The 17,261-nt window shown below is 65.0% G+C and carries 15 protein-coding genes; 7 read left to right on the top strand and 8 right to left on the bottom strand.

The genetic code is table 11. From position 1 onward, the window contains the following. Positions 1-10 precede the first annotated feature (10 nt). The 4 genes from sufC to V8U06_RS03655 all read right to left on the bottom strand — a co-directional run bounded on the left by sufC (position 11) and on the right by V8U06_RS03655 (position 3,863). Positions 11-766 carry a Fe-S cluster assembly ATPase SufC gene (gene sufC, locus V8U06_RS03670; protein WP_226918905.1) on the bottom strand — a complete coding sequence of 252 codons (756 nt, stop codon included), beginning with the start codon at positions 764-766 and terminating at the stop codon, positions 11-13. A gap of 47 nt (positions 767-813) precedes the next feature. Further along, entirely contained in the window at positions 814-975 is a 162-nt protein-coding gene (locus tag V8U06_RS03665; RefSeq protein WP_226918904.1) for a hypothetical protein, read from the bottom strand. A 112-nt stretch (positions 976-1,087) separates the two neighbouring features. Beyond that, positions 1,088-2,557 carry a Fe-S cluster assembly protein SufB gene (gene sufB / locus V8U06_RS03660; RefSeq protein ID WP_427139533.1) on the bottom strand — a complete coding sequence of 490 codons (1,470 nt, stop codon included), beginning with the start codon at positions 2,555-2,557 and terminating at the stop codon, positions 1,088-1,090. 136 nt (positions 2,558-2,693) lie between these two features. Beyond that, positions 2,694-3,863, bottom strand: coding sequence for a cysteine desulfurase family protein (locus tag V8U06_RS03655; RefSeq protein WP_427139532.1), 1,170 nt, complete (start codon positions 3,861-3,863; stop codon positions 2,694-2,696). A 211-nt stretch (positions 3,864-4,074) separates the two neighbouring features. On the opposite strand from V8U06_RS03655, the gene V8U06_RS03650 reads away from it, so the two are divergent. Beyond that, positions 4,075-4,752 carry an alpha/beta hydrolase gene (locus tag V8U06_RS03650; RefSeq protein WP_226918901.1) on the top strand — a complete coding sequence of 226 codons (678 nt, stop codon included), beginning with the start codon at positions 4,075-4,077 and terminating at the stop codon, positions 4,750-4,752. Between the two features lie 62 nt (positions 4,753-4,814). Here the strand turns inward: V8U06_RS03650 and V8U06_RS03645 are convergent, their stop codons facing one another. Both V8U06_RS03645 and V8U06_RS03640 read right to left on the bottom strand, forming a co-directional pair. Then, positions 4,815-5,993 carry a diguanylate cyclase domain-containing protein gene (locus V8U06_RS03645; RefSeq protein ID WP_427139531.1) on the bottom strand — a complete coding sequence of 393 codons (1,179 nt, stop codon included), beginning with the start codon at positions 5,991-5,993 and terminating at the stop codon, positions 4,815-4,817. A gap of 92 nt (positions 5,994-6,085) precedes the next feature. Then, entirely contained in the window at positions 6,086-7,216 is a 1,131-nt protein-coding gene (locus V8U06_RS03640; RefSeq protein WP_427139530.1) for an anhydro-N-acetylmuramic acid kinase, read from the bottom strand. Between the two features lie 89 nt (positions 7,217-7,305). Here V8U06_RS03640 and tyrS point away from each other — a divergent pair, with 89 nt between their 5' ends. Then, complete coding sequence (gene tyrS / locus V8U06_RS03635) at positions 7,306-8,559, top strand: tyrosine--tRNA ligase (protein WP_427139529.1); 1,254 nt, start codon at positions 7,306-7,308, stop codon at positions 8,557-8,559. A gap of 47 nt (positions 8,560-8,606) precedes the next feature. Here tyrS and V8U06_RS03630 read toward each other — a convergent pair whose 3' ends face one another. Beyond that, positions 8,607-11,996, bottom strand: a complete 3,390-nt coding sequence (locus tag V8U06_RS03630) for a DUF3971 domain-containing protein (RefSeq protein WP_427139528.1) — start codon at positions 11,994-11,996, stop codon at positions 8,607-8,609. Positions 11,997-12,136: 140 nt separating this feature from the next. Between V8U06_RS03630 and V8U06_RS03625 the strand changes: the two genes are divergently transcribed. The 5 genes from V8U06_RS03625 (at position 12,137) to V8U06_RS03605 (ending at position 16,971) form a co-directional block, all read left to right on the top strand. Continuing rightward, entirely contained in the window at positions 12,137-12,604 is a 468-nt protein-coding gene (locus V8U06_RS03625) for a peroxiredoxin (protein WP_427139527.1), read from the top strand. Between the two features lie 22 nt (positions 12,605-12,626). Next, positions 12,627-13,454 (top strand): ferritin-like domain-containing protein, encoded by an 828-nt coding sequence (locus V8U06_RS03620; protein WP_427139526.1) that lies wholly within the window; start codon positions 12,627-12,629, stop codon positions 13,452-13,454. A 98-nt stretch (positions 13,455-13,552) separates the two neighbouring features. Further along, entirely contained in the window at positions 13,553-14,833 is a 1,281-nt protein-coding gene (locus V8U06_RS03615; protein ID WP_427139525.1) for a M23 family metallopeptidase, read from the top strand. 194 nt (positions 14,834-15,027) lie between these two features. Next, complete coding sequence (locus tag V8U06_RS03610; RefSeq protein WP_226918893.1) at positions 15,028-16,524, top strand: DEAD/DEAH box helicase; 1,497 nt, start codon at positions 15,028-15,030, stop codon at positions 16,522-16,524. A 9-nt stretch (positions 16,525-16,533) separates the two neighbouring features. Continuing rightward, entirely contained in the window at positions 16,534-16,971 is a 438-nt protein-coding gene (locus V8U06_RS03605) for an NUDIX domain-containing protein (RefSeq protein ID WP_427139524.1), read from the top strand. Here V8U06_RS03605 and V8U06_RS03600 read toward each other — a convergent pair. Beyond that, positions 16,944-17,261: a TfoX/Sxy family protein gene (locus V8U06_RS03600; RefSeq protein WP_427139523.1), complete on the bottom strand. Its 318-nt coding sequence runs from the start codon at positions 17,259-17,261 to the stop codon at positions 16,944-16,946. The genes V8U06_RS03605 and V8U06_RS03600 overlap by 28 nt on opposite strands.

The following is a 17,261-nucleotide window of genomic DNA, read 5'->3' as shown; positions in this document are numbered from 1 at the left end:
CACCGTGCCGTCAGGCGGCAGCACCGATGATGTCGGCGTAGCCGTTGGCTTCCAGCTCGTGCGCCAGCGTCTTGTCGCCGGACTTGATGACCTGGCCCTTGTAGAGGACGTGCACCGTATCCGGCACGATGTAGTCGAGCAGGCGCTGGTAGTGGGTGATGACGACGACCGCGCGGTCCGGCGAGCGGAGCGCGTTGACGCCATCGGCGACGATCTTCAGCGCGTCGATGTCGAGGCCGGAGTCGGTCTCGTCGAGGATGCACAGCTTCGGCTCCAGCAGGGACATCTGCAGGATTTCGGCGCGCTTCTTCTCACCGCCGGAGAAGCCGACATTGAGCGGACGGCGCAGCATTTCCGGCGCGATCTTCAGTTCGGCGGAGGCTTCCTTGACGCGGCGCATGAAGTCCGGGGTCGTCAGTTCGTCCTCGCCGCGCGCCTTGCGCTGCTCGTTCATCGCGACCTTCAGGAACTGCATGGTGGCGACACCCGGGATTTCGACCGGGTACTGGAAGGCGAGGAAGATGCCCTTGGCGGCGCGTTCGGCCGGGTCGAGCTCGAGGATGCTCTCGCCGTTGTAGAGGATGTCGCCGTCGGTGACTTCATAGTCTTCGCGACCCGACAGGATGTAGGAGAGCGTCGACTTGCCCGAGCCGTTCGGGCCCATGATGGCGGCGACTTCGCCGGCCTTCACGGTGAGGTTCAGGCCACGGATGATCTCGGTGCCGTCTTCGGCGATGCGAGCGTGCAGATTCTTGATTTCAAGCATGATGTCTCGGTCCTGCGTTCGGAGCGCATCCAGCACTCCCGTTCGTTTCAGAAGCCGAGGAAGAAATGGACCACCGGAAGCATCATGGCGGAGAACCCGCCGAGGCCAAGCCCCACCACCGTTCGTATGCCCACGTTCCGAACGTTGGGCGCATACGCTGCCAGTCCACCGCAAACCACGGCGTAGTACGTCAGATTGACCGGATCCATGTCGTCTCTCCCGATGAGAACCGCACCGTCTAATATAACGGATCACGACGGAACTTCATCGAAAGGCCATCCGGCCACCCGGCGGAAATCCGCCGGGGCATTCCCTACCCGGTCAGCCGACCGAGCCTTCCAGCGAGATGCCGATCAGCTTCTGCGCCTCGACGGCGAATTCCATCGGCAGTTCCTGGATGACTTCCTTGACGAAGCCGTTGACGATCAGCGCGATCGCCGCCTCTTCCGGGATACCGCGCTGCAGGCAGTAGAAGAGCTGGTCTTCGGAAATCTTCGAGGTGGTCGCTTCGTGCTCGAACTGGGCCGTCGCGTTCTTCGCCTCGATATAGGGCACGGTATGCGCACCGCACTTGTCGCCGATCAGCAGCGAGTCGCACTGGGTGAAGTTGCGCGCGTTCTCCGCCTTGCGGTGGGCCGAGACCTGGCCGCGATAGGTGTTGTTGGAGAAGCCCGCGGAAATGCCCTTGGAGATGATGCGGCTCGACGTGTTTTTGCCGAGATGGATCATCTTCGTGCCGCTGTCGATCTGCTGGTGGCCGTTGGAAACGGCGATCGAGTAGAACTCGCCGCGCGAACCGTCGCCGCGCAGGATGCACGAGGGATACTTCCAGGTGATGGCCGAACCGGTCTCGACCTGCGTCCACGAGATCTTCGAGTTCTTGCCGCGGCAATCGCCGCGCTTGGTCACGAAGTTGTAGATGCCGCCCTTGCCTTCCTTGTCGCCCGGATACCAGTTCTGGACGGTGGAATACTTGATCTCGGCCTCGTCGAGCGCGACGAGTTCGACGACGGCGGCGTGAAGCTGGTTCTCGTCACGCTGCGGCGCGGTGCAGCCTTCGAGGTAGGAGACGTAGGCGCCTTCTTCCGCGATGATCAGCGTGCGTTCGAACTGGCCGGTGTTCTTCTCGTTGATGCGGAAGTAGGTCGACAGTTCCATCGGGCAGCGAACACCCTTCGGCACGAAGACGAACGAACCGTCGGTGAAGACCGCCGAGTTCAGCGTGGCATAGAAGTTGTCGGTCGTCGGGACGACGGAGCCGAGATACTTCTTCACGAGGTCGGGATGTTCGCGGATGGCTTCCGAGATCGACATGAAGATCACGCCGGCCTTCTTCAGCTCTTCCTTGAAGGTGGTGACGACCGAGACCGAATCGAAGACGGCGTCGACGGCGATCTTGGACTTCTCGACACCGGCGAGAATTTCCTGTTCGCGCAGCGGAATGCCTAGCTTTTCATAGGTCTTCAGGAGCTCGGGATCGACCTCGTCGAGCGACTTCGGACCGCTCTGGTTCTTCGGCGCTGCATAGTAGTACAGGTCGTTGAAATCGATCTTCGGATAGTCGACGCGCGCCCAGGTGGGCTCTTCCAGGGTCAGCCAGCGACGATAGGCATCGAGGCGCCATTCGAGCATCCAGTCGGGCTCGCTCTTCTTGGCCGAGATGAAGCGGATGATGTCCTCGGACAGACCCTTCGGGGCCTTTTCCATCTCGATCTTCGTCTCGAAGCCGTATTTGTACTGGTCGACGTCAATCTGACGGACCTGATCGATCGTTTCCTGCACCGCAGGCATATCGTTCTCCAATCTCGCCGGATCCAAGGTCCGGCAGCTTGTTAACGGGTGGCGGTCTGCCGCCGGTTATGTAAGCGCCAAAGGCGGCTTTTCCCACCTTTTGGCAAGCGAAAACTCGCGTTTCCGCAAGATTCCTTCAGGCCGCATTGCCCGTCAGACGCCGCCGGGAGACGACGCGCGAAAAAGCGGCCAGAAAACGATCCACGTCGGCCTGGCCCGATCCCGGCCCGAGCGAAACACGCAGCCCGCCCAGCGTGGCATCGAACCCCATGGCCGTCAGCACATGGCTCTGTCCGACCTTGCCGGAGGAGCAGGCCGAGCCGGCCGAAAGCGCGATGCCTTCGAGATCGAAGGCGATCTGCCCGGTTTCGGATTTCAGGCCCGGCAGGCTGAAGAAGGACGTGTTGGCGATGCGCTCGCCCTCCGCCCCATGGATGATGACGTCGTTGGCAGCGAGCCGCATGCCCGCTTCCAGGGCGTCGCGAAGGCCCGCGATCCGGGCATTGCGCTCGGCCATGTCGGCGGCCGCCGCACGCGCGGCAGCGGCGAAGCCGGCGAGCGCGGCCGGGTTTTCCGTGCCGGAGCGATGCCCCTTTTCCTGCCCGCCGCCGCGGATGAGCGGCGCCGGCATCAGCACCTCGCCGCGCGAGACCAGCGCGCCGGCGCCCTTGGGGCCGCCCAGCTTGTGCGAGGACAGGATGAGGAAGTCGGCGTCCAGCGCCTCGATATCGACCGGCATGCGGCCGGCGGCTTGAACGGCATCGACGACGAGCAGCCCGCCATGGCGGTGCACGATCCCGGCGACGGCTTTCACCGGCTGCACGATGCCCGTCTCGTTGTTGGCAAGCATCACCGCGACCATCGGCAGGCCCGTGGCCTTGTCGTGGTCCTGGAGCAGCGCTTCCAGCGCATCGAGATCGACAATGCCGGCGCGCGTCACCGGAACCGTCGTCACGCTCTCCCGCGCAAAGCGCCCGCCCTCGCGGATGGCCGGGTGCTCGATCTCGGAGACATAGAGGCGGCCGATGGCAAGCGGCGTGCGGCCCATGCGATAATCGGGCGTCAGGACGAGGTTCGCCGCCTCGGTCGCGCCGCTCGTGAAGATGACATGCGCGGGCGCCGTGTTGAGGAGCGCGGCGACGTCGCGGCGCGCGGCCTCCACCAGCATGCGCAGCGCCCGGCCCTCGCCGTGCACGGAGGACGGATTGCCGATCATGTCCAGGGCCGCGACAAAGGCCTCGCGCGCCGCCGGCAGCAAGGGCGCCGTGGCGTTCCAGTCCAGATATGTGCGCTCCGTCTTCGTCATTCTTCATCCGTGCGTGGCGGGCAAGTTTCAGATGGCGTGCATTTTTCTTGAAATGTCCGCCGGGCTTGCCTTATGACACCAAGCTCACGGCGCCCGATGCGCCTAAACAGTTTCGAATAGTTCTAAACTAGGTTCTAGAAAAGCTGAGTGCTTTCGTCAAGACTTCAATTGACAAGAATCCGTTCCTGAACGCGAACTCGCCGGAGTAAGAATGCCCGAAATCATCTTCAACGGACCCGCCGGTCGCCTTGAGGGCCGTTACCAGCCGTCCAAGCAGAAGAACGCCCCGATCGCCATCGTGCTGCATCCGCATCCGCAGTTCGGCGGCACGATGAACAACCAGATCGTCTACCAGCTCTTCTACATGTTCCAGAAGCGCGGTTTCACGACGCTGCGCTTCAACTTCCGCGGCATCGGCCGCAGCCAGGGCGAATTCGACCACGGTGCGGGCGAGCTTTCCGATGCCGCCTCGGCGCTCGACTGGGTGCAGAGCCTGCATCCCGATTCCAAGAGCTGCTGGGTCGCCGGCTATTCCTTCGGCGCCTGGATCGGCATGCAGCTCCTGATGCGCCGCCCGGAGATCGAGGGCTTCATGTCCATCGCCCCACAGCCGAACATCTACGACTTCTCGTTCCTGGCGCCCTGCCCGTCCTCGGGTCTCATCATCAACGGCGATGCCGACAAGGTCGCGCCGGAAAAGGACGTCAACGGGCTCGTCGAGAAGCTGAAGACGCAGAAGGGCATCCTGATCACGCACAAGACCGTGTCGGGCGCCAACCACTTCTTCAACGGCCAGACCGAAACGCTGATGGCGGAATGCGAGGATTACCTCGACCGTCGCCTCGCCGGCGAGCTGACGCCGGAACCGGCCGCCAAGCGCATCCGCTGATCGGCCGAAGACCTGAAAAACGAAAGCCCGATGGTTCCGCCATCGGGCTTTTTCTTTGCGGCTCAGGTCGCCCGCTTGACGACTTCGAGAATCCGGGCCGGCGGCTCGGCCTCGCGCACGCAGTCGCGGCCGGCATTCTTGGCGGCATAAAGCGCATCGTCGGCGCGGCGCATGGCAAAGCGCAGCGGTTCCGTCTCGCCGATCTCCGCCACGCCGAAGCTGGAGGTGACCCGGACGGCCGGCGGCAGGCCGGGAACGGGAGAAACCGATCGCGTGGCCCTGAGCGCATGGGCGAAGAGCATCGCCGCCTGCCGGCCCGTATGCGGCAGGAGCAGCACGAATTCTTCCCCGCCGATGCGGGCGACGAGCGCCTCCTTCGGCGCCGCCGCCTGCAGCATTTCCCCGAAGGCGCGAATGGCCGCATCGCCCCCCTGATGGCCGTAGGTGTCGTTCACAGACTTGAAGCGGTCGAGGTCGCAGAGCACGATGCTGTGCGGCCCCGGACCGGCGACCAGCGCATCCACCCCGTTGTCGAAGCCGCGGCGGTTGAGCAGGCCGGAGAGCGCATCGATCTCGGCATTCACCTTCTCGTCGGCAACGATTTCCAGCACGAGCACGCACAGCAGCATGAGGCCGACCGCGACGATCAGCACCGCGCCCATGCTCTGGGACAACAGCGCGAACTGGCTTGCAAGATAATCCTTCGCGGTCGCGCCCGATCCGGCGAGCACCGCGGCGAAGGCCTTGACGACGAAATGCGCGCTGGTGACCGAGAGCAGCACGACGAGCGAGCGGTCGACGAAGGATTTCACCCGCGCCCTGTAGGTTGCCCAGGCGCTCATGCCGAGCGCGACGGCAAAGGGCATCTGGTAGGGCAGCGCATGCTGCAACGTGCCGCGCGGCAGATCGTAGATGAAATAGTCGAGCGCGACGAAGGCGGCGAAGACGGTCGCGAGGAAGGCGCGGTTGGTCTTCAGGCCGTAGAGCTGCCCGATGCCGACGCGCAGCATGAACATGCCGCCGAGCATGGAGGCGAAGGCGAGCACCGCCCAGGGCTTCGGCGGAGGAACATAGGCGACGAGAAGCTCGAAGACCGTCGCCAGCGAGGCGACGGCGAAACAGCCGGCAAACCAGCGCGCGGCCACGCGATTGCGGCTCCGGGCGGAGACCGCCAGGAAAAACATGCAGAAGCACTGCGCGATGAGGAAATTCACCGTCAGCAGGAAGCCTGCGCCACTCATTGGCCACCTTACGCAAGACACTATGGCCGGCCCGTGCAGTTGCGCCCCGGAACGATCCAAACCGATGCTAGAATGGGGCGGCGAAAAAAGCGTTAACCGCGCGCTATGGCCTTTTGCAGGATACCCCCGGTGACGGGCGCCTTGACCCCGGTCGTTCCCGGGAAGGTCAGCGGCAGGGATCGCAGCGAGCGCACGGCGAGATAGGCCCAGGCTTCCGCCTCCATGCTGTCGCCATTGAGATCGACCGCCTCGGCGCCGACGACCTCCGCTCCCTCCCGTTCGGCCAGCGCCGCAAGGTCACCCATGATCATGCGGTTGAGCCGTCCGCCGCCGCATACGACATAGAGGCCCGGTCGCTCCGGCAGATGGCGCGCCGATTTGAGGATCGCTGCCGCCGTGACATGCGCCAGCGTGCGCGCGCCATCCTCCAGGCTCGCCGCCGCGCCCTCGGGCGGGCGGAAATCGTTGCGGTCGAGCGAACGGCGCACCGGATCGGTGAAGAAGGCGTGGCCGAGATAACGCGCGGCGAGATCCGGATCGACACGGCCTTCCGAGGCGATCATGCCGCCCTGATCATAGGGAATGCCGGCATGGGTCTCGACCCATTGGTCGATCAGCGTATTGCCCGGCCCGCTGTCGAAGGCGACGATGGTGCCGTCGCTGCCGATGAAGGTGATGTTGGAAATGCCGCCGATATTGACGAAGACGACGGCCTTGCCGGCGCGCGAAAGACCGGTGGCCAGCGCGGCGTGATAGACGGGGATGAGCGGCGCGCCCTGCCCGCCATGCACCATGTCGTTCGCCCGCATGTCATAGACCACGTCGATGCCGGTCTCCTCGGCGAGAAGGCCGCCGTCGCCGAGCTGCACCGTCAGGCCGGCATCCGGCCGGTGCAGCACGGTCTGGCCATGGAAGCCGACGACGTCGATGTCGGCCGGCTTCAGGCCGTTCTCCGCGAGGAAGGCCCGCACGGCCTCCGCATGGCGCAGCGTCAGCTCGCGCTCGATCTCGGCAAGATCGCCCGGCCGCTCGCCGCGCGCCTCGATGGACTTGGCGGTTTCCAGCGCGCCCTGCAGGCGGCGGCGGAAGGCGGCGTCATAGGCGCAGCCCAGGGCGGGGCCGCGCTCGACGACGCTTTCGCCATCCGTGCGCAGCAGCGCCACGTCGATGCCGTCGAGGCTCGTGCCGCTCATCAAACCGATTGCCGTCCGCATTCCCGTCATCCGTCCGCTCCAGACTCACTTTTGAAGTGATAACCTACTTCAAAGGTGATAAACGCCCGCTCGAAACAATCCCACCAGAGAGACAGGCCATGTCCGAATTCAAATCCGATTTCCTTCGCACGCTGAAAGAGCGCGGCTTCATCCACCAGATTTCCGATGAAACCGGCCTCGACGACCTTCTCGCCAAGGAAACCGTGACGGCCTATATCGGCTTCGACCCGACGGCGCCCAGTCTCCATGCCGGCGGCCTCATCCAGATCATGCTGCTGCACTGGTTCCAGAAGACCGGCCACCGCCCGGTCTCGCTGATGGGCGGCGGCACCGGCATGGTGGGCGATCCGTCCTTCAAGGACGAGGCGCGCCAGCTGATGACGCCGGCCACCATCGACAGCAACATCGCCAGCATCAAGACCGTCTTCTCGAACTACCTTTCCTACGGCGAAGGCCCGAAGGACGCGCTGATGATCAACAATGCCGACTGGCTGCTCGGCATCAACTACCTCGAATTCCTGCGCGACGTCGGCCGTCACTTCTCGGTCAACCGCATGCTGTCCTTCGACAGCGTGAAGACGCGCCTCGACCGCGAGCAGTCGCTGTCCTTCCTCGAATTCAACTACATGATCCTGCAGGCCTACGACTTCGTCGAGCTGAACAAGCGCTACGACGTGCGCCTGCAGATGGGCGGCTCCGACCAGTGGGGCAACATCATCAACGGCATCGATCTCGGCCACCGCATGGGCACGCCGCAGCTCTACGCCCTCACCTCGCCGCTCCTGACCACCGCTTCGGGCGCGAAGATGGGCAAGTCCGTCAACGGCGCCGTCTGGCTGAACCCGGACATGCTGTCGGCCTATGATTTCTGGCAGTACTGGCGCAACACGGAAGACGCCGACGTCTCGCGCTTCCTGAAGCTCTACACGGCCCTGCCGATGGACGAGATCGCCCGTCTCTCCGCCCTCGGCGGCGCCGAGATCAACGAGGTGAAGAAGATCCTGGCGACGGAAGTGACGGCCATGCTGCACGGCCGCACCGCCGCCGAACAGGCCGCCGAAACCGCACGCAAGACCTTCGAGGAAGGCGCGATCTCGGAGAACCTGCCGACGATCGACGTCGCCACGGGCGAACTCGACGCCGGCATCGGCCTCCTGTCGCTCGTCGTCAAGGCCGGCCTTGCCGCCTCCAACGGCGAAGCCCGCCGCCACGTCCAGGGCGGCGCGGTGCGCATCAACGACGCGGCCGTCTCGGACGAGCGCCGGGTCATCGGCAGCGGCGATGTTTCCGCCGACGGCGTGATCAAGCTTTCGCTCGGCAAGAAGAAGCACATCCTCATCCGTCCGGCCTGAGGCCGGCAGGCAAACCAGTGATCGAGGCCGCCTCCGGGCGGCCTTTTTCATTGGAACTCGAAGATGTTGCGGAAGACGCCAGGGGCGATGATCGACAGCGGGTTGATCGTCAGCTTCGGCTTGTCGAAAGCGCCCGAGAGCTTGAAGGTGATGCCGATCAGGCCGCGGTCGTTGCCGTTGCCGAGGATGATGCCGATCAGCGGCAGTTCGGCAAACAGCCGGTTGAGGCCATAGGCCGGCATGAAGGTGCCGGTCATGTCGGTCTGGCCGCTCGCATCGCGCACCGTGCCCTGGAACGTCGCGCCGACCGTCTCGCCGCGCACCACGCCATTGGCAAGGCTGAGCGCCCCGCCGCCGGCCCGCACCTGGGCAAAGCCGCGGGAGAATTTCACGGCGCTGACATCGATCTCGCGGCGCACCGCGTCGTTGAGGCTGCGGCCGCTGTCGCCTGCCGGCGTGGAGACGAGCGAGCGCAGCCGCTCCTCGCCGACCAGCGCGAAATTGCGGATATCGACGGAGCCGAGCCAGCCGCTGTTCGCCGTCTCGCGCAGGCGCACATTCAGGAGGCCGCCGCGCATGTGGCGGTAGATATCCGCAAAGCGCGCCACCGCCCCGGCATCGCCGCTGGTGAGCTGGATGATATCCGCGCCGCCGTTCTGTCCCATCTGCCCGACCACCGGCGCGCCGCTCGCGGTAACGGCGGAAAGGTCGAGCCCGGAAATGCGGCCGCCGGTCGTGGAATAGCGGAAGTTCACGTTGGAGAGGCTTTCCCCGTTGAAGCCGACGGCGCGCGCCAGATTGGCCGTGACGGTCGCACCCTGCTTGTCTCCGTCGCTGCCGCCCGTGGCGTTCTTCAGACGCGCCAGCACCGCGCGCACATCCGCCACCTCGCCGTCGGCGACGACGGCATAGCCGGACTTGCCGCGGTCGACCTTCAAGCGGAAACGGTCGTCGGCCGAAAGCCGGACCGTCGAGAAATTGGCGCGCTCCAGCGCAGCGCCATGGAAGACGAGGTCGCCCGCGGCGCTGAACCCGTCGCCGGCAAAGCGGAAATCGGAGACCGTGGTCCTGCCGTCCTTGGTGTCGGCGGTCAGCGTGACCTTGCCGCCGATGCCCGCGCCCTTGGTCCAGCCGATCCAGGGAATGGAGACGGCCGCGCCGCCCAGATCCGCCTCGACGCTGCGCGGCCCATCGCCCTCCTGCTCGAGCCGGACGGCAATCTCGCCTTCCAGCACATTCTCGAAGCCGGGCAGCAGCTTCGCCCGATCCCTGTTGCTGAGCGTGCCCGACAGCACCGTCTTGCGCTTGACCTCGGAGGTCTTGCTGACCGGCTCGACCAGCTCGAGATCGAGCGTCACGCCGTCGATATCCGCCTTGGCGTCGAGATCGGCGACCTGCGGATCGATGGCGAGAAGACCGCGCAGCGCGGTGACGGTGCGTCCCGCAATCGGCTTGTGCACGTCCACGTCGTCGAGCGTCAGCGCGGCGGTCCATTGCGGCGGTGGCGGATTGTGCGCGGAGATGATGCCGAAATGCGCCTTGACCTTCGCCTTCACCTGGCCGCTGAAATCCTCCGGTGTGAAGCCGGTTGCCGGCAGCGCACGGATCGGCTTGTAGGTGACGAGTTCGGCGATGGCGTCGGCATTGCCGGCGACATCGATGTCCATGTCCGCCATCAGCGGCTTGGTATAGTTGTCCGGCAGGACGAAGGTGCCGCCCGTCAGCGCCACCGAGCGACCCGAAGGGAAATAGGCCGTGCCGCCGGTGATCGAGATTTCCGTGCGCGGCCCGCGCAGGCGGAATGTGCCCGACGTGTCGCGCAGCGGCGGAATCTCGCCCGCCACGTTCATGCGTGCGCCTTCGATATCGAAGTCGATCTTCAGTTCTTCCGGACCAAGATGCATCGGCACGCCCGGCTCGCGCTTGCGGCCCTCGGCAAGGTAGAACTCGATGCGGCCATTGGTGACGGTGCCGCCGAAGATGTTCTTGATCACCCAGCTACGGGCGGTCTTGGCCATCCAGAAGGGCCAGAACTGCTTGACCGCCGCCGACTGCAGCTCGCTGGCGATCATGACGAAGCTGACTTCCGGCTCCCGGTCGCCGAAGCGCATGGCGAGCGAGCCGGCGACATTGCCCTTCTCGCTCGAGACCGCCATTTCCTCGAAATGCAGGTTCTTCGTCTTCGGCAGATAGTAGCCGTTGACCTTGGCGTCGAAGCGGATCGGCGTCTCGGTGGAATCGACCGGCCGGCTGATGGCATTGGAGAAGACGAGATCGATGGCGAACCCCTTGTCCGCCTTGTCGGAGACACGGTCGAGATCGATGAGCCCGCCGGTGAAGGGGAAATGCGACTGGCCGACGGAGGCATCCGTCGAGGCAAGCTCGATGGAACCCTTGTCGAAATTGTAGCTCGCCTTCACGGAGGACGGGCGGAGTTCGGCGGCGATCCCATCGCCATAGACCGCGCCGGCGGCAAACTTCACGTCGAGCGCCAGTTCGGGCTTTACACCCTCGATCTCCCGCTGCGCGCCGACCGAAACGTCGACCGTCGTATCCAGCCCGGCATGCACGACGCCTTCGGCCGTATGGCTGAGCATGAAATCGCCAAGCCCGATGTTGCGCACCGCGCCATCCATCCGGCGGACGCTTCCACCGCCGGTCTCGGCCGTCAGGTCGATCTCGCCCTCCCGCCCGTCCAGGGCGAAGGTCCCCTCGATCGTCATGGTGCCGGCGGTGTCGCGGGAAAATTGAAGGCTTGCGATGGAAAGCACGACCGGCCGGCCGTTGCTTCCCGCGAAGGTGACGCCGAGATCGGAAAGACTGACGGTCTGCATGCCGTTCGCATCGATCAGGCGGTTGATGCCGTCGAGCCGCTCGAAGGTGGTTTCCAGATAGTCCGGTACGTCGGAAATACGCAGGGCCGAAAGGTCGAGCGGCTTGCTCTTGGGCAGCAGCGCCGCATTGAATGCAACACCGTCGACGTCGAGGCGCGAGACGGCGATATGGCCGGAGAACAGCGCCATCGGATCGAGCACGATGCCGACGGCCTCGGTCGTCGCCAGTTCCTTGCCCGATTCCACGTCGATGATGCGAGCGTCCTGCGCCTTCAGGGCGAAGCCGCTGAAGCCTGCGAGACGCAGAACCGTATGATCGACGGAAGCGCGATAGCGTGGGCCGAGCGCCTGGTTGAGGGCGGCGACGGCTCGGGCGTTCAGCGTGCTGTCGAACATGCCCGTCTCGACAAGTCCCACGACGACCGCGCCGATAAACAGGACGAGCGCGACGGTAGCGGCGGCAAACCGGCAGAAAAGCCCCATGCGGCCGGTCTCGACCGCGTGCAGGACGATGGGTTCGTGGGCCTGCGCCGAGGGCAGTTCGTGCAGGCGCACGATGTCCTGTTTGCGGAACACAACCTTCTCGTCGCGGATTTCTCCCATCTCGCGCCTGTTTCCTCTACCCCGTTATCCCGCGGAATCACCGCGTGTCGTCCGTTCGCCGCTGGACGATTCTGCCTGTCACTATATATGCGGAAGGCCGTGCCCTTGACTCAAAAAGCCGGCCAAAGAAAGGAAATCCCATGGCAGAACTGGCCCCGGGCGTCGAAGCTCCGGATTTCACCCTCCCGCGCGATGGCGGCGGCAGTATTTCGCTCTCGAAATTGCGCGGCCGGCCGGTCGTGCTCTTCTTCTATCCGAAGGACGACACCGAGGCCTGCACGACGGAAGCCAAGGATTTCACCGCCGCGAAGGCGGATTTCGACGCAGCCGGCGTCGCGCTCGTCGGCCTTTCGCCCGATCCGGTGAAGAAGCACGACAAGTTCGTCAAGAAACACGAACTCAGCGTGCCGCTCGCCTCGGACGAAAGCCTCCAGACCCTGGAAGCCTACGGCGTGTGGAAGGAAAAGAGCATGTATGGCCGCACCTATATGGGCGTCGAGCGGACGACCGTGCTGATCGACGCCGCCGGCAAGATTGCCGAGATATGGCCGAAGGTGAAGGTCAAGGGCCATGTCGAGGCCGTCCTCGACGCCGCCAGAAAGCTTTAGGACTTTTCAGCAAGGCCTTGGAATGATGGAACTCCTCCCAATCGAAAGTCTGCGTGGCGGCGCGACGGCCGCCATCCTGGCGGCCGATCTCGACCTGAAGACGGAACTGGCGCAGGAAACCGCCCGGCGCTGGTTCGCCCGCACGCTGTCGATGCGCTCGCCGCGCGATCCCGCCTTGCCGACCCGGCCCGGCCGGCCGGAAAAGCCGGAACTCATTCCGCCCAAGCACATGGAGAAGCGTTCGCTGCACACCGAGAAGGGACGCATCGCCCTTCTCCACGCGCTCGCCCATATCGAACTCAACGCCGTCGATCTCGCGCTCGACATCGTCGCCCGTTTCACCACGGAGCGCGTGCCGCATTCCTTCTTCGATGGCTGGATGCAGGTGGCCTTCGAGGAGGCGAAACACTTCCGCCTCGTCCGCGACCGCCTGCGCGATTTCGGCGCCGACTATGGCGACCTGCCGGCGCATGACGGCCTTTGGCAGGCCGCGCATGACACGCGCAACGACCTGACGGCGCGCCTTGCCGTCGTGCCGCTGATTCTCGAAGCACGCGGCCTCGACGTGACGCCGACCCTGCAGATGAAGATGCGCGAGACCGGCGACCACGTCAGCGCCGACATCCTCGACATTATCTACAACGACGAGAAGGGCCATGTGGCGGTGGGTGCGAAGTGGTTCCGCTTCCTTTGCGCCCGCGAGAAAAAGGACCCGTCCACTACCTTCAAGGCGCTGGTGCGCAGCAATTTCCGCAGTCCGCTGAAGCCGCCGTTCAACGATGTCGCACGCGCCGAAGCGGGGCTGACGCCGTCCTTCTACCGCTCGCTCGTCTCCGTGAGCCAAAGCTGATGTTTCCGGCCGAAACGACGGCCGGGAAAGGCTTTGTTAACCCTAACAATGTGTAATCACCCCGAACGAGACCAGCAGAAACGGTCGGGGAGTCATCGGTGTCGGAGCGTCCTGAAAACCGCGTCTTCGGAAAGCGCGCGCAGCAGCATGTCGTGATCCTGGCAAGCGGCGACAAGATCCGCCACATGACCATCCGTCCCTGGATGGCTGCCGTCACCTTCTGCTTTGCCGGCATGTTCACCGTCGGCTATCTCGCCGCCACCTCCTATCTCGTGCTGCGCGACGACCTGATCGGCGCCACCATGGCGCGCCAGGCGCGCATGCAGCATGACTATGAAGACCGCATCTCGGCCCTGCGCGCACAGGTCGACCGCGTCACGAGCCGCCAGCTTCTCGACCAGCAGGTCGTGGAGGAGAAGGTGGAAAAGCTGATGCAGCAGCAGCTCGCGCTTTCCGAGCGCCACGGCAAGCTCGACGCGCTGCTGACCCGCGCCGAAAGCAGCGGCGTGGACACGGTTCCCCTGCCCGACGAAAAGCCGGTGACGGACGGCCGCCGCGCCGATGCCGCCGGCGCCATCAATGCCGTCATGGGCCTTACCGGCGCCGCGCCGCAGAAGACGACGCAGCTTGCCTATGCGGCCTCGGGCGAATCGGTCGCCGACCGCGCCGACCGGCTGTTTTCCAAGGTGACGCTGTCGCTGAAGGATCTCGAACACGAACAGTTGAACCGCATCCAGTCGCTGACCGCGGGCGCGTCGGAAACCGCCGACGCCATCCAGACCATCCTCAAGCGTACCGGCTTCGACGTCGCCGACACCGCGGCGACCGATGACGAATCGGATACAGCCGTCGGTGGCCCGTTCGTGGAGCCGGCCCTCGCGACGGATCCTTTCGAGGATTCGATCAACGATCTCGACGTCGCCCTGGAACGGCTCGACGCCGCGCGCCGCACGGCGCGCAAGCTGCCTTTCGGCAATCCATCGCCGGGCAGCAACATCACCAGCCGTTTCGGCAACCGCACCGACCCGTTCCTCGGCCGCCTCGCGCTGCATGCGGGCATCGATTTCCGCGCCAGCACGGGCACGGAAATCCGCGCCACCGGCGCCGGCACGGTCGTCGTCGCCGGCCGCAACGGCGGCTATGGCAACATGGTGGAGATCGACCACGGCAACGGACTGACGACGCGCTACGCCCATCTTTCTGAGGTGCTCGTCAAGGTCGGCGACCATGTGGAGACCGATGGGCCGGTCGGCCTTTCCGGCACGACGGGACGCTCCACCGGCCCGCACCTGCACTACGAGGTGCGCCGCAATGGAAAGGCCATCGACCCGATGCGCTTTCTCACCGCCGGCATGAAGTTGACGACCTACATGAACTGACGTAACGCAAGGCGAAAGCCCCTCTCACGGGCAAAAGCGTCGTCCATACACTTCAAATTGCTCGCGGATTTACCAAATTCGCTGATTTCCTTGACTTTCCGGCACTTTCGGCATAAGTGCGCTGCATCCTAGCGGTTGTTTTGCCGCTGAAACCCCTAGCGTTCGCAAGAACCGGAACGGAAACTGTTTTCCCTTTGACCACTTTTGCTGATCTTGGCCTGAGCCCGAAAGTCCTGTCCGCCGTCACCGACGCGGGATACACCATCCCGACTCCGATCCAGGCCGGCGCCATTCCGCCGGCGCTTGCACGGCGCGACATCCTGGGCATCGCCCAGACGGGCACCGGCAAGACCGCGTCCTTCGTGCTGCCGATGCTGACGCTGCTTGAAAAAGGCCGCGCCCGTGCCCGCATGCCGCGCACGCTCATCCTCGAGCCGACGCGCGAACTGGCCGCCCAGGTAGCCGAAAACTTCGAGAAATACGGCAAGAACCACAAGCTGAACGTCGCCCTCCTCATCGGCGGCGTCTCCTTCGACGAACAGGATCGCAAGCTGGAACGCGGCGCGGACGTTCTCATCTGCACCCCCGGCCGCCTGCTCGACCATTGCGAGCGCGGCAAGCTGCTGATGACCGGCGTCGAGATCCTCGTCATCGACGAAGCCGACCGCATGCTCGACATGGGCTTCATCCCCGATATCGAGCGCATCGCCAAGCTCATCCCCTTCACGCGCCAGACGCTGTTCTTCTCGGCCACCATGCCGCCGGAAATCCAGAAGCTGGCCGACCGCTTCCTGCAGAACCCCGAGCGGGTCGAGGTGGCGCCGCCCTCCTCCACGGCCAAGACCGTGACGCAGCGGCTCGTCGCCACCCACAGCAAGGATTACGAGAAGCGCTCCGTGCTGCGCGATCTCATCCGCGCCCAGGAAGACCTCAAGAACGCGATCATCTTCTGCAACCGCAAGGTCGACGTGTCGGATCTCTTCCGCTCGCTCGATCGCCACGGCTTCTCCGTCGGCGCGCTGCACGGTGACATGGACCAGCGCTCGCGCATGACCATGCTTGCGAACTTCAAGGACGGCAACATCAAGCTGCTCGTCGCCTCCGACGTCGCCGCGCGCGGCCTCGACATCCCGGACGTGAGCCACGTCTTCAACTTCGACGTCCCGATCCATGCCGAGGACTATGTCCATCGCATCGGCCGCACCGGCCGTGCCGGCCGCTCGGGCGCCGCCTTCACTCTCGTCTCTAGGCGCGACACCAAGTTCGTCGACGCCATCGAAAAGCTGATCGACCAGAAGGTCGAATGGCTGAGCGGCAATCTCGAAGAGCTGCCGCAGCAGGCCGAAAGCGAGGAGCGTGAACGCCCCCGCAACGGCCGTGACCGCGGCGGTCGTGATCGCGACCGCTCCCGTGGCCGCAACAGGGGCGAAGCCCGTGCTGCGGAACCCCGCATCGAGACCAGCGAGAGCGAAGAGAAGGTGGAAGCCGTGAAAGCTGAACGCAAGGCGGAAGGGCGGCCGCAGAACCCCGCTCGCAACACGCGCGCCGTGAACCATGCCGCGCCGCGCCCGGCCAACGACGACAGCCGTGACCGTCGCAACCGCTACCGTCGCGACGAAGACGACGGCCCGACGCCGCTCGGCTTCGGCGAAGACGTTCCGGCCTTCATGCTGATCGCCGGCAAGGCCTGATCGTCCTTCATGTCCATTCCAGGCATCGATGTGCCAGGCCTCGGTTGCGGCCTGGCCATTTTGCGTGAGAGCAAGCTTCTGCTCTACCGGCGCCTGCGCGCGCCGGAGGCTGGCGCCTGGAACATCGTCGGCGGCAAGGTCGACCACATGGAACGCGCCGCCGATTCGGCCCGCCGCGAGGCGGAGGAAGAATCCGGTCTCTCCATCGGCAGCGTCGATTTCCTCTGCATGTCGGAACAGATCATCGAGGCGGAGCGCCAGCACTGGCTGTCGCTCATCTATGTGACGGAAGATTTTTCCGGCGAACCGCGCGTCATGGAGCCGGAAAAGCTGCCCGAATTCGGCTGGTTCCCGCTCGATGCGCTGCCCGCGCCGCTTTCGCGCTTCGCCGCCGATGCGGTGACGGCGCTGAACGCCCGCTACTTGGCGCGCAAAGCCGCCTCGTAGGCGCGCCGCACCCAGAGCGCCATCTCGTCGGGATCGTCGAAAGCGGCCTCGGGTATCGACCAGTACGGCATCTTCACCGGCTTTCCCTGCTTGCCGTCATAGGCCCATTGCCGGCAGCCGGCATCCTCGAAATCGGGCGCGCTCTGCGCATCCGCCTTCAGCAGCATCTCGCCATCCACCTCCAGCGCCAGGATACGGCCCTGATGATAGATGCCCTTGCCGCCGAACATGCGCTTGATCGTCACCGGTCCCAGCGCCTGGAACATCTCCTCGATCGCATCCCGATCCAT

The organism is Shinella sp. G-2 (assembly GCF_050172695.1).
Taxonomy (GTDB): Bacteria; Pseudomonadota; Alphaproteobacteria; order Rhizobiales; family Rhizobiaceae; genus Shinella.
Note: the sequence above shows the minus strand (reverse complement) of the source record. Positions and strands in the feature narration are given on the sequence as shown.

Coding starts and splice junctions, on each gene's coding strand:
- sufC (WP_226918905.1), bottom strand. CDS start 766: ATGCTTGAAATCAAGAATCTGCACGCTCGCATCGCCGAAGACGGCACC.
- V8U06_RS03665 (WP_226918904.1), bottom strand. CDS start 975: ATGGATCCGGTCAATCTGACGTACTACGCCGTGGTTTGCGGTGGACTG.
- sufB (WP_427139533.1), bottom strand. CDS start 2,557: ATGCCTGCGGTGCAGGAAACGATCGATCAGGTCCGTCAGATTGACGTC.
- V8U06_RS03655 (WP_427139532.1), bottom strand. CDS start 3,863: ATGACGAAGACGGAGCGCACATATCTGGACTGGAACGCCACGGCGCCC.
- V8U06_RS03650 (WP_226918901.1), top strand. CDS start 4,075: ATGCCCGAAATCATCTTCAACGGACCCGCCGGTCGCCTTGAGGGCCGT.
- V8U06_RS03645 (WP_427139531.1), bottom strand. CDS start 5,993: ATGAGTGGCGCAGGCTTCCTGCTGACGGTGAATTTCCTCATCGCGCAG.
- V8U06_RS03640 (WP_427139530.1), bottom strand. CDS start 7,216: ATGACGGGAATGCGGACGGCAATCGGTTTGATGAGCGGCACGAGCCTC.
- tyrS (WP_427139529.1), top strand. CDS start 7,306: ATGTCCGAATTCAAATCCGATTTCCTTCGCACGCTGAAAGAGCGCGGC.
- V8U06_RS03630 (WP_427139528.1), bottom strand. CDS start 11,996: ATGGGAGAAATCCGCGACGAGAAGGTTGTGTTCCGCAAACAGGACATC.
- V8U06_RS03625 (WP_427139527.1), top strand. CDS start 12,137: ATGGCAGAACTGGCCCCGGGCGTCGAAGCTCCGGATTTCACCCTCCCG.
- V8U06_RS03620 (WP_427139526.1), top strand. CDS start 12,627: ATGATGGAACTCCTCCCAATCGAAAGTCTGCGTGGCGGCGCGACGGCC.
- V8U06_RS03605 (WP_427139524.1), top strand. CDS start 16,534: ATGTCCATTCCAGGCATCGATGTGCCAGGCCTCGGTTGCGGCCTGGCC.
- V8U06_RS03600 (WP_427139523.1), bottom strand. CDS start 17,261: ATGGATCGGGATGCGATCGAGGAGATGTTCCAGGCGCTGGGACCGGTG.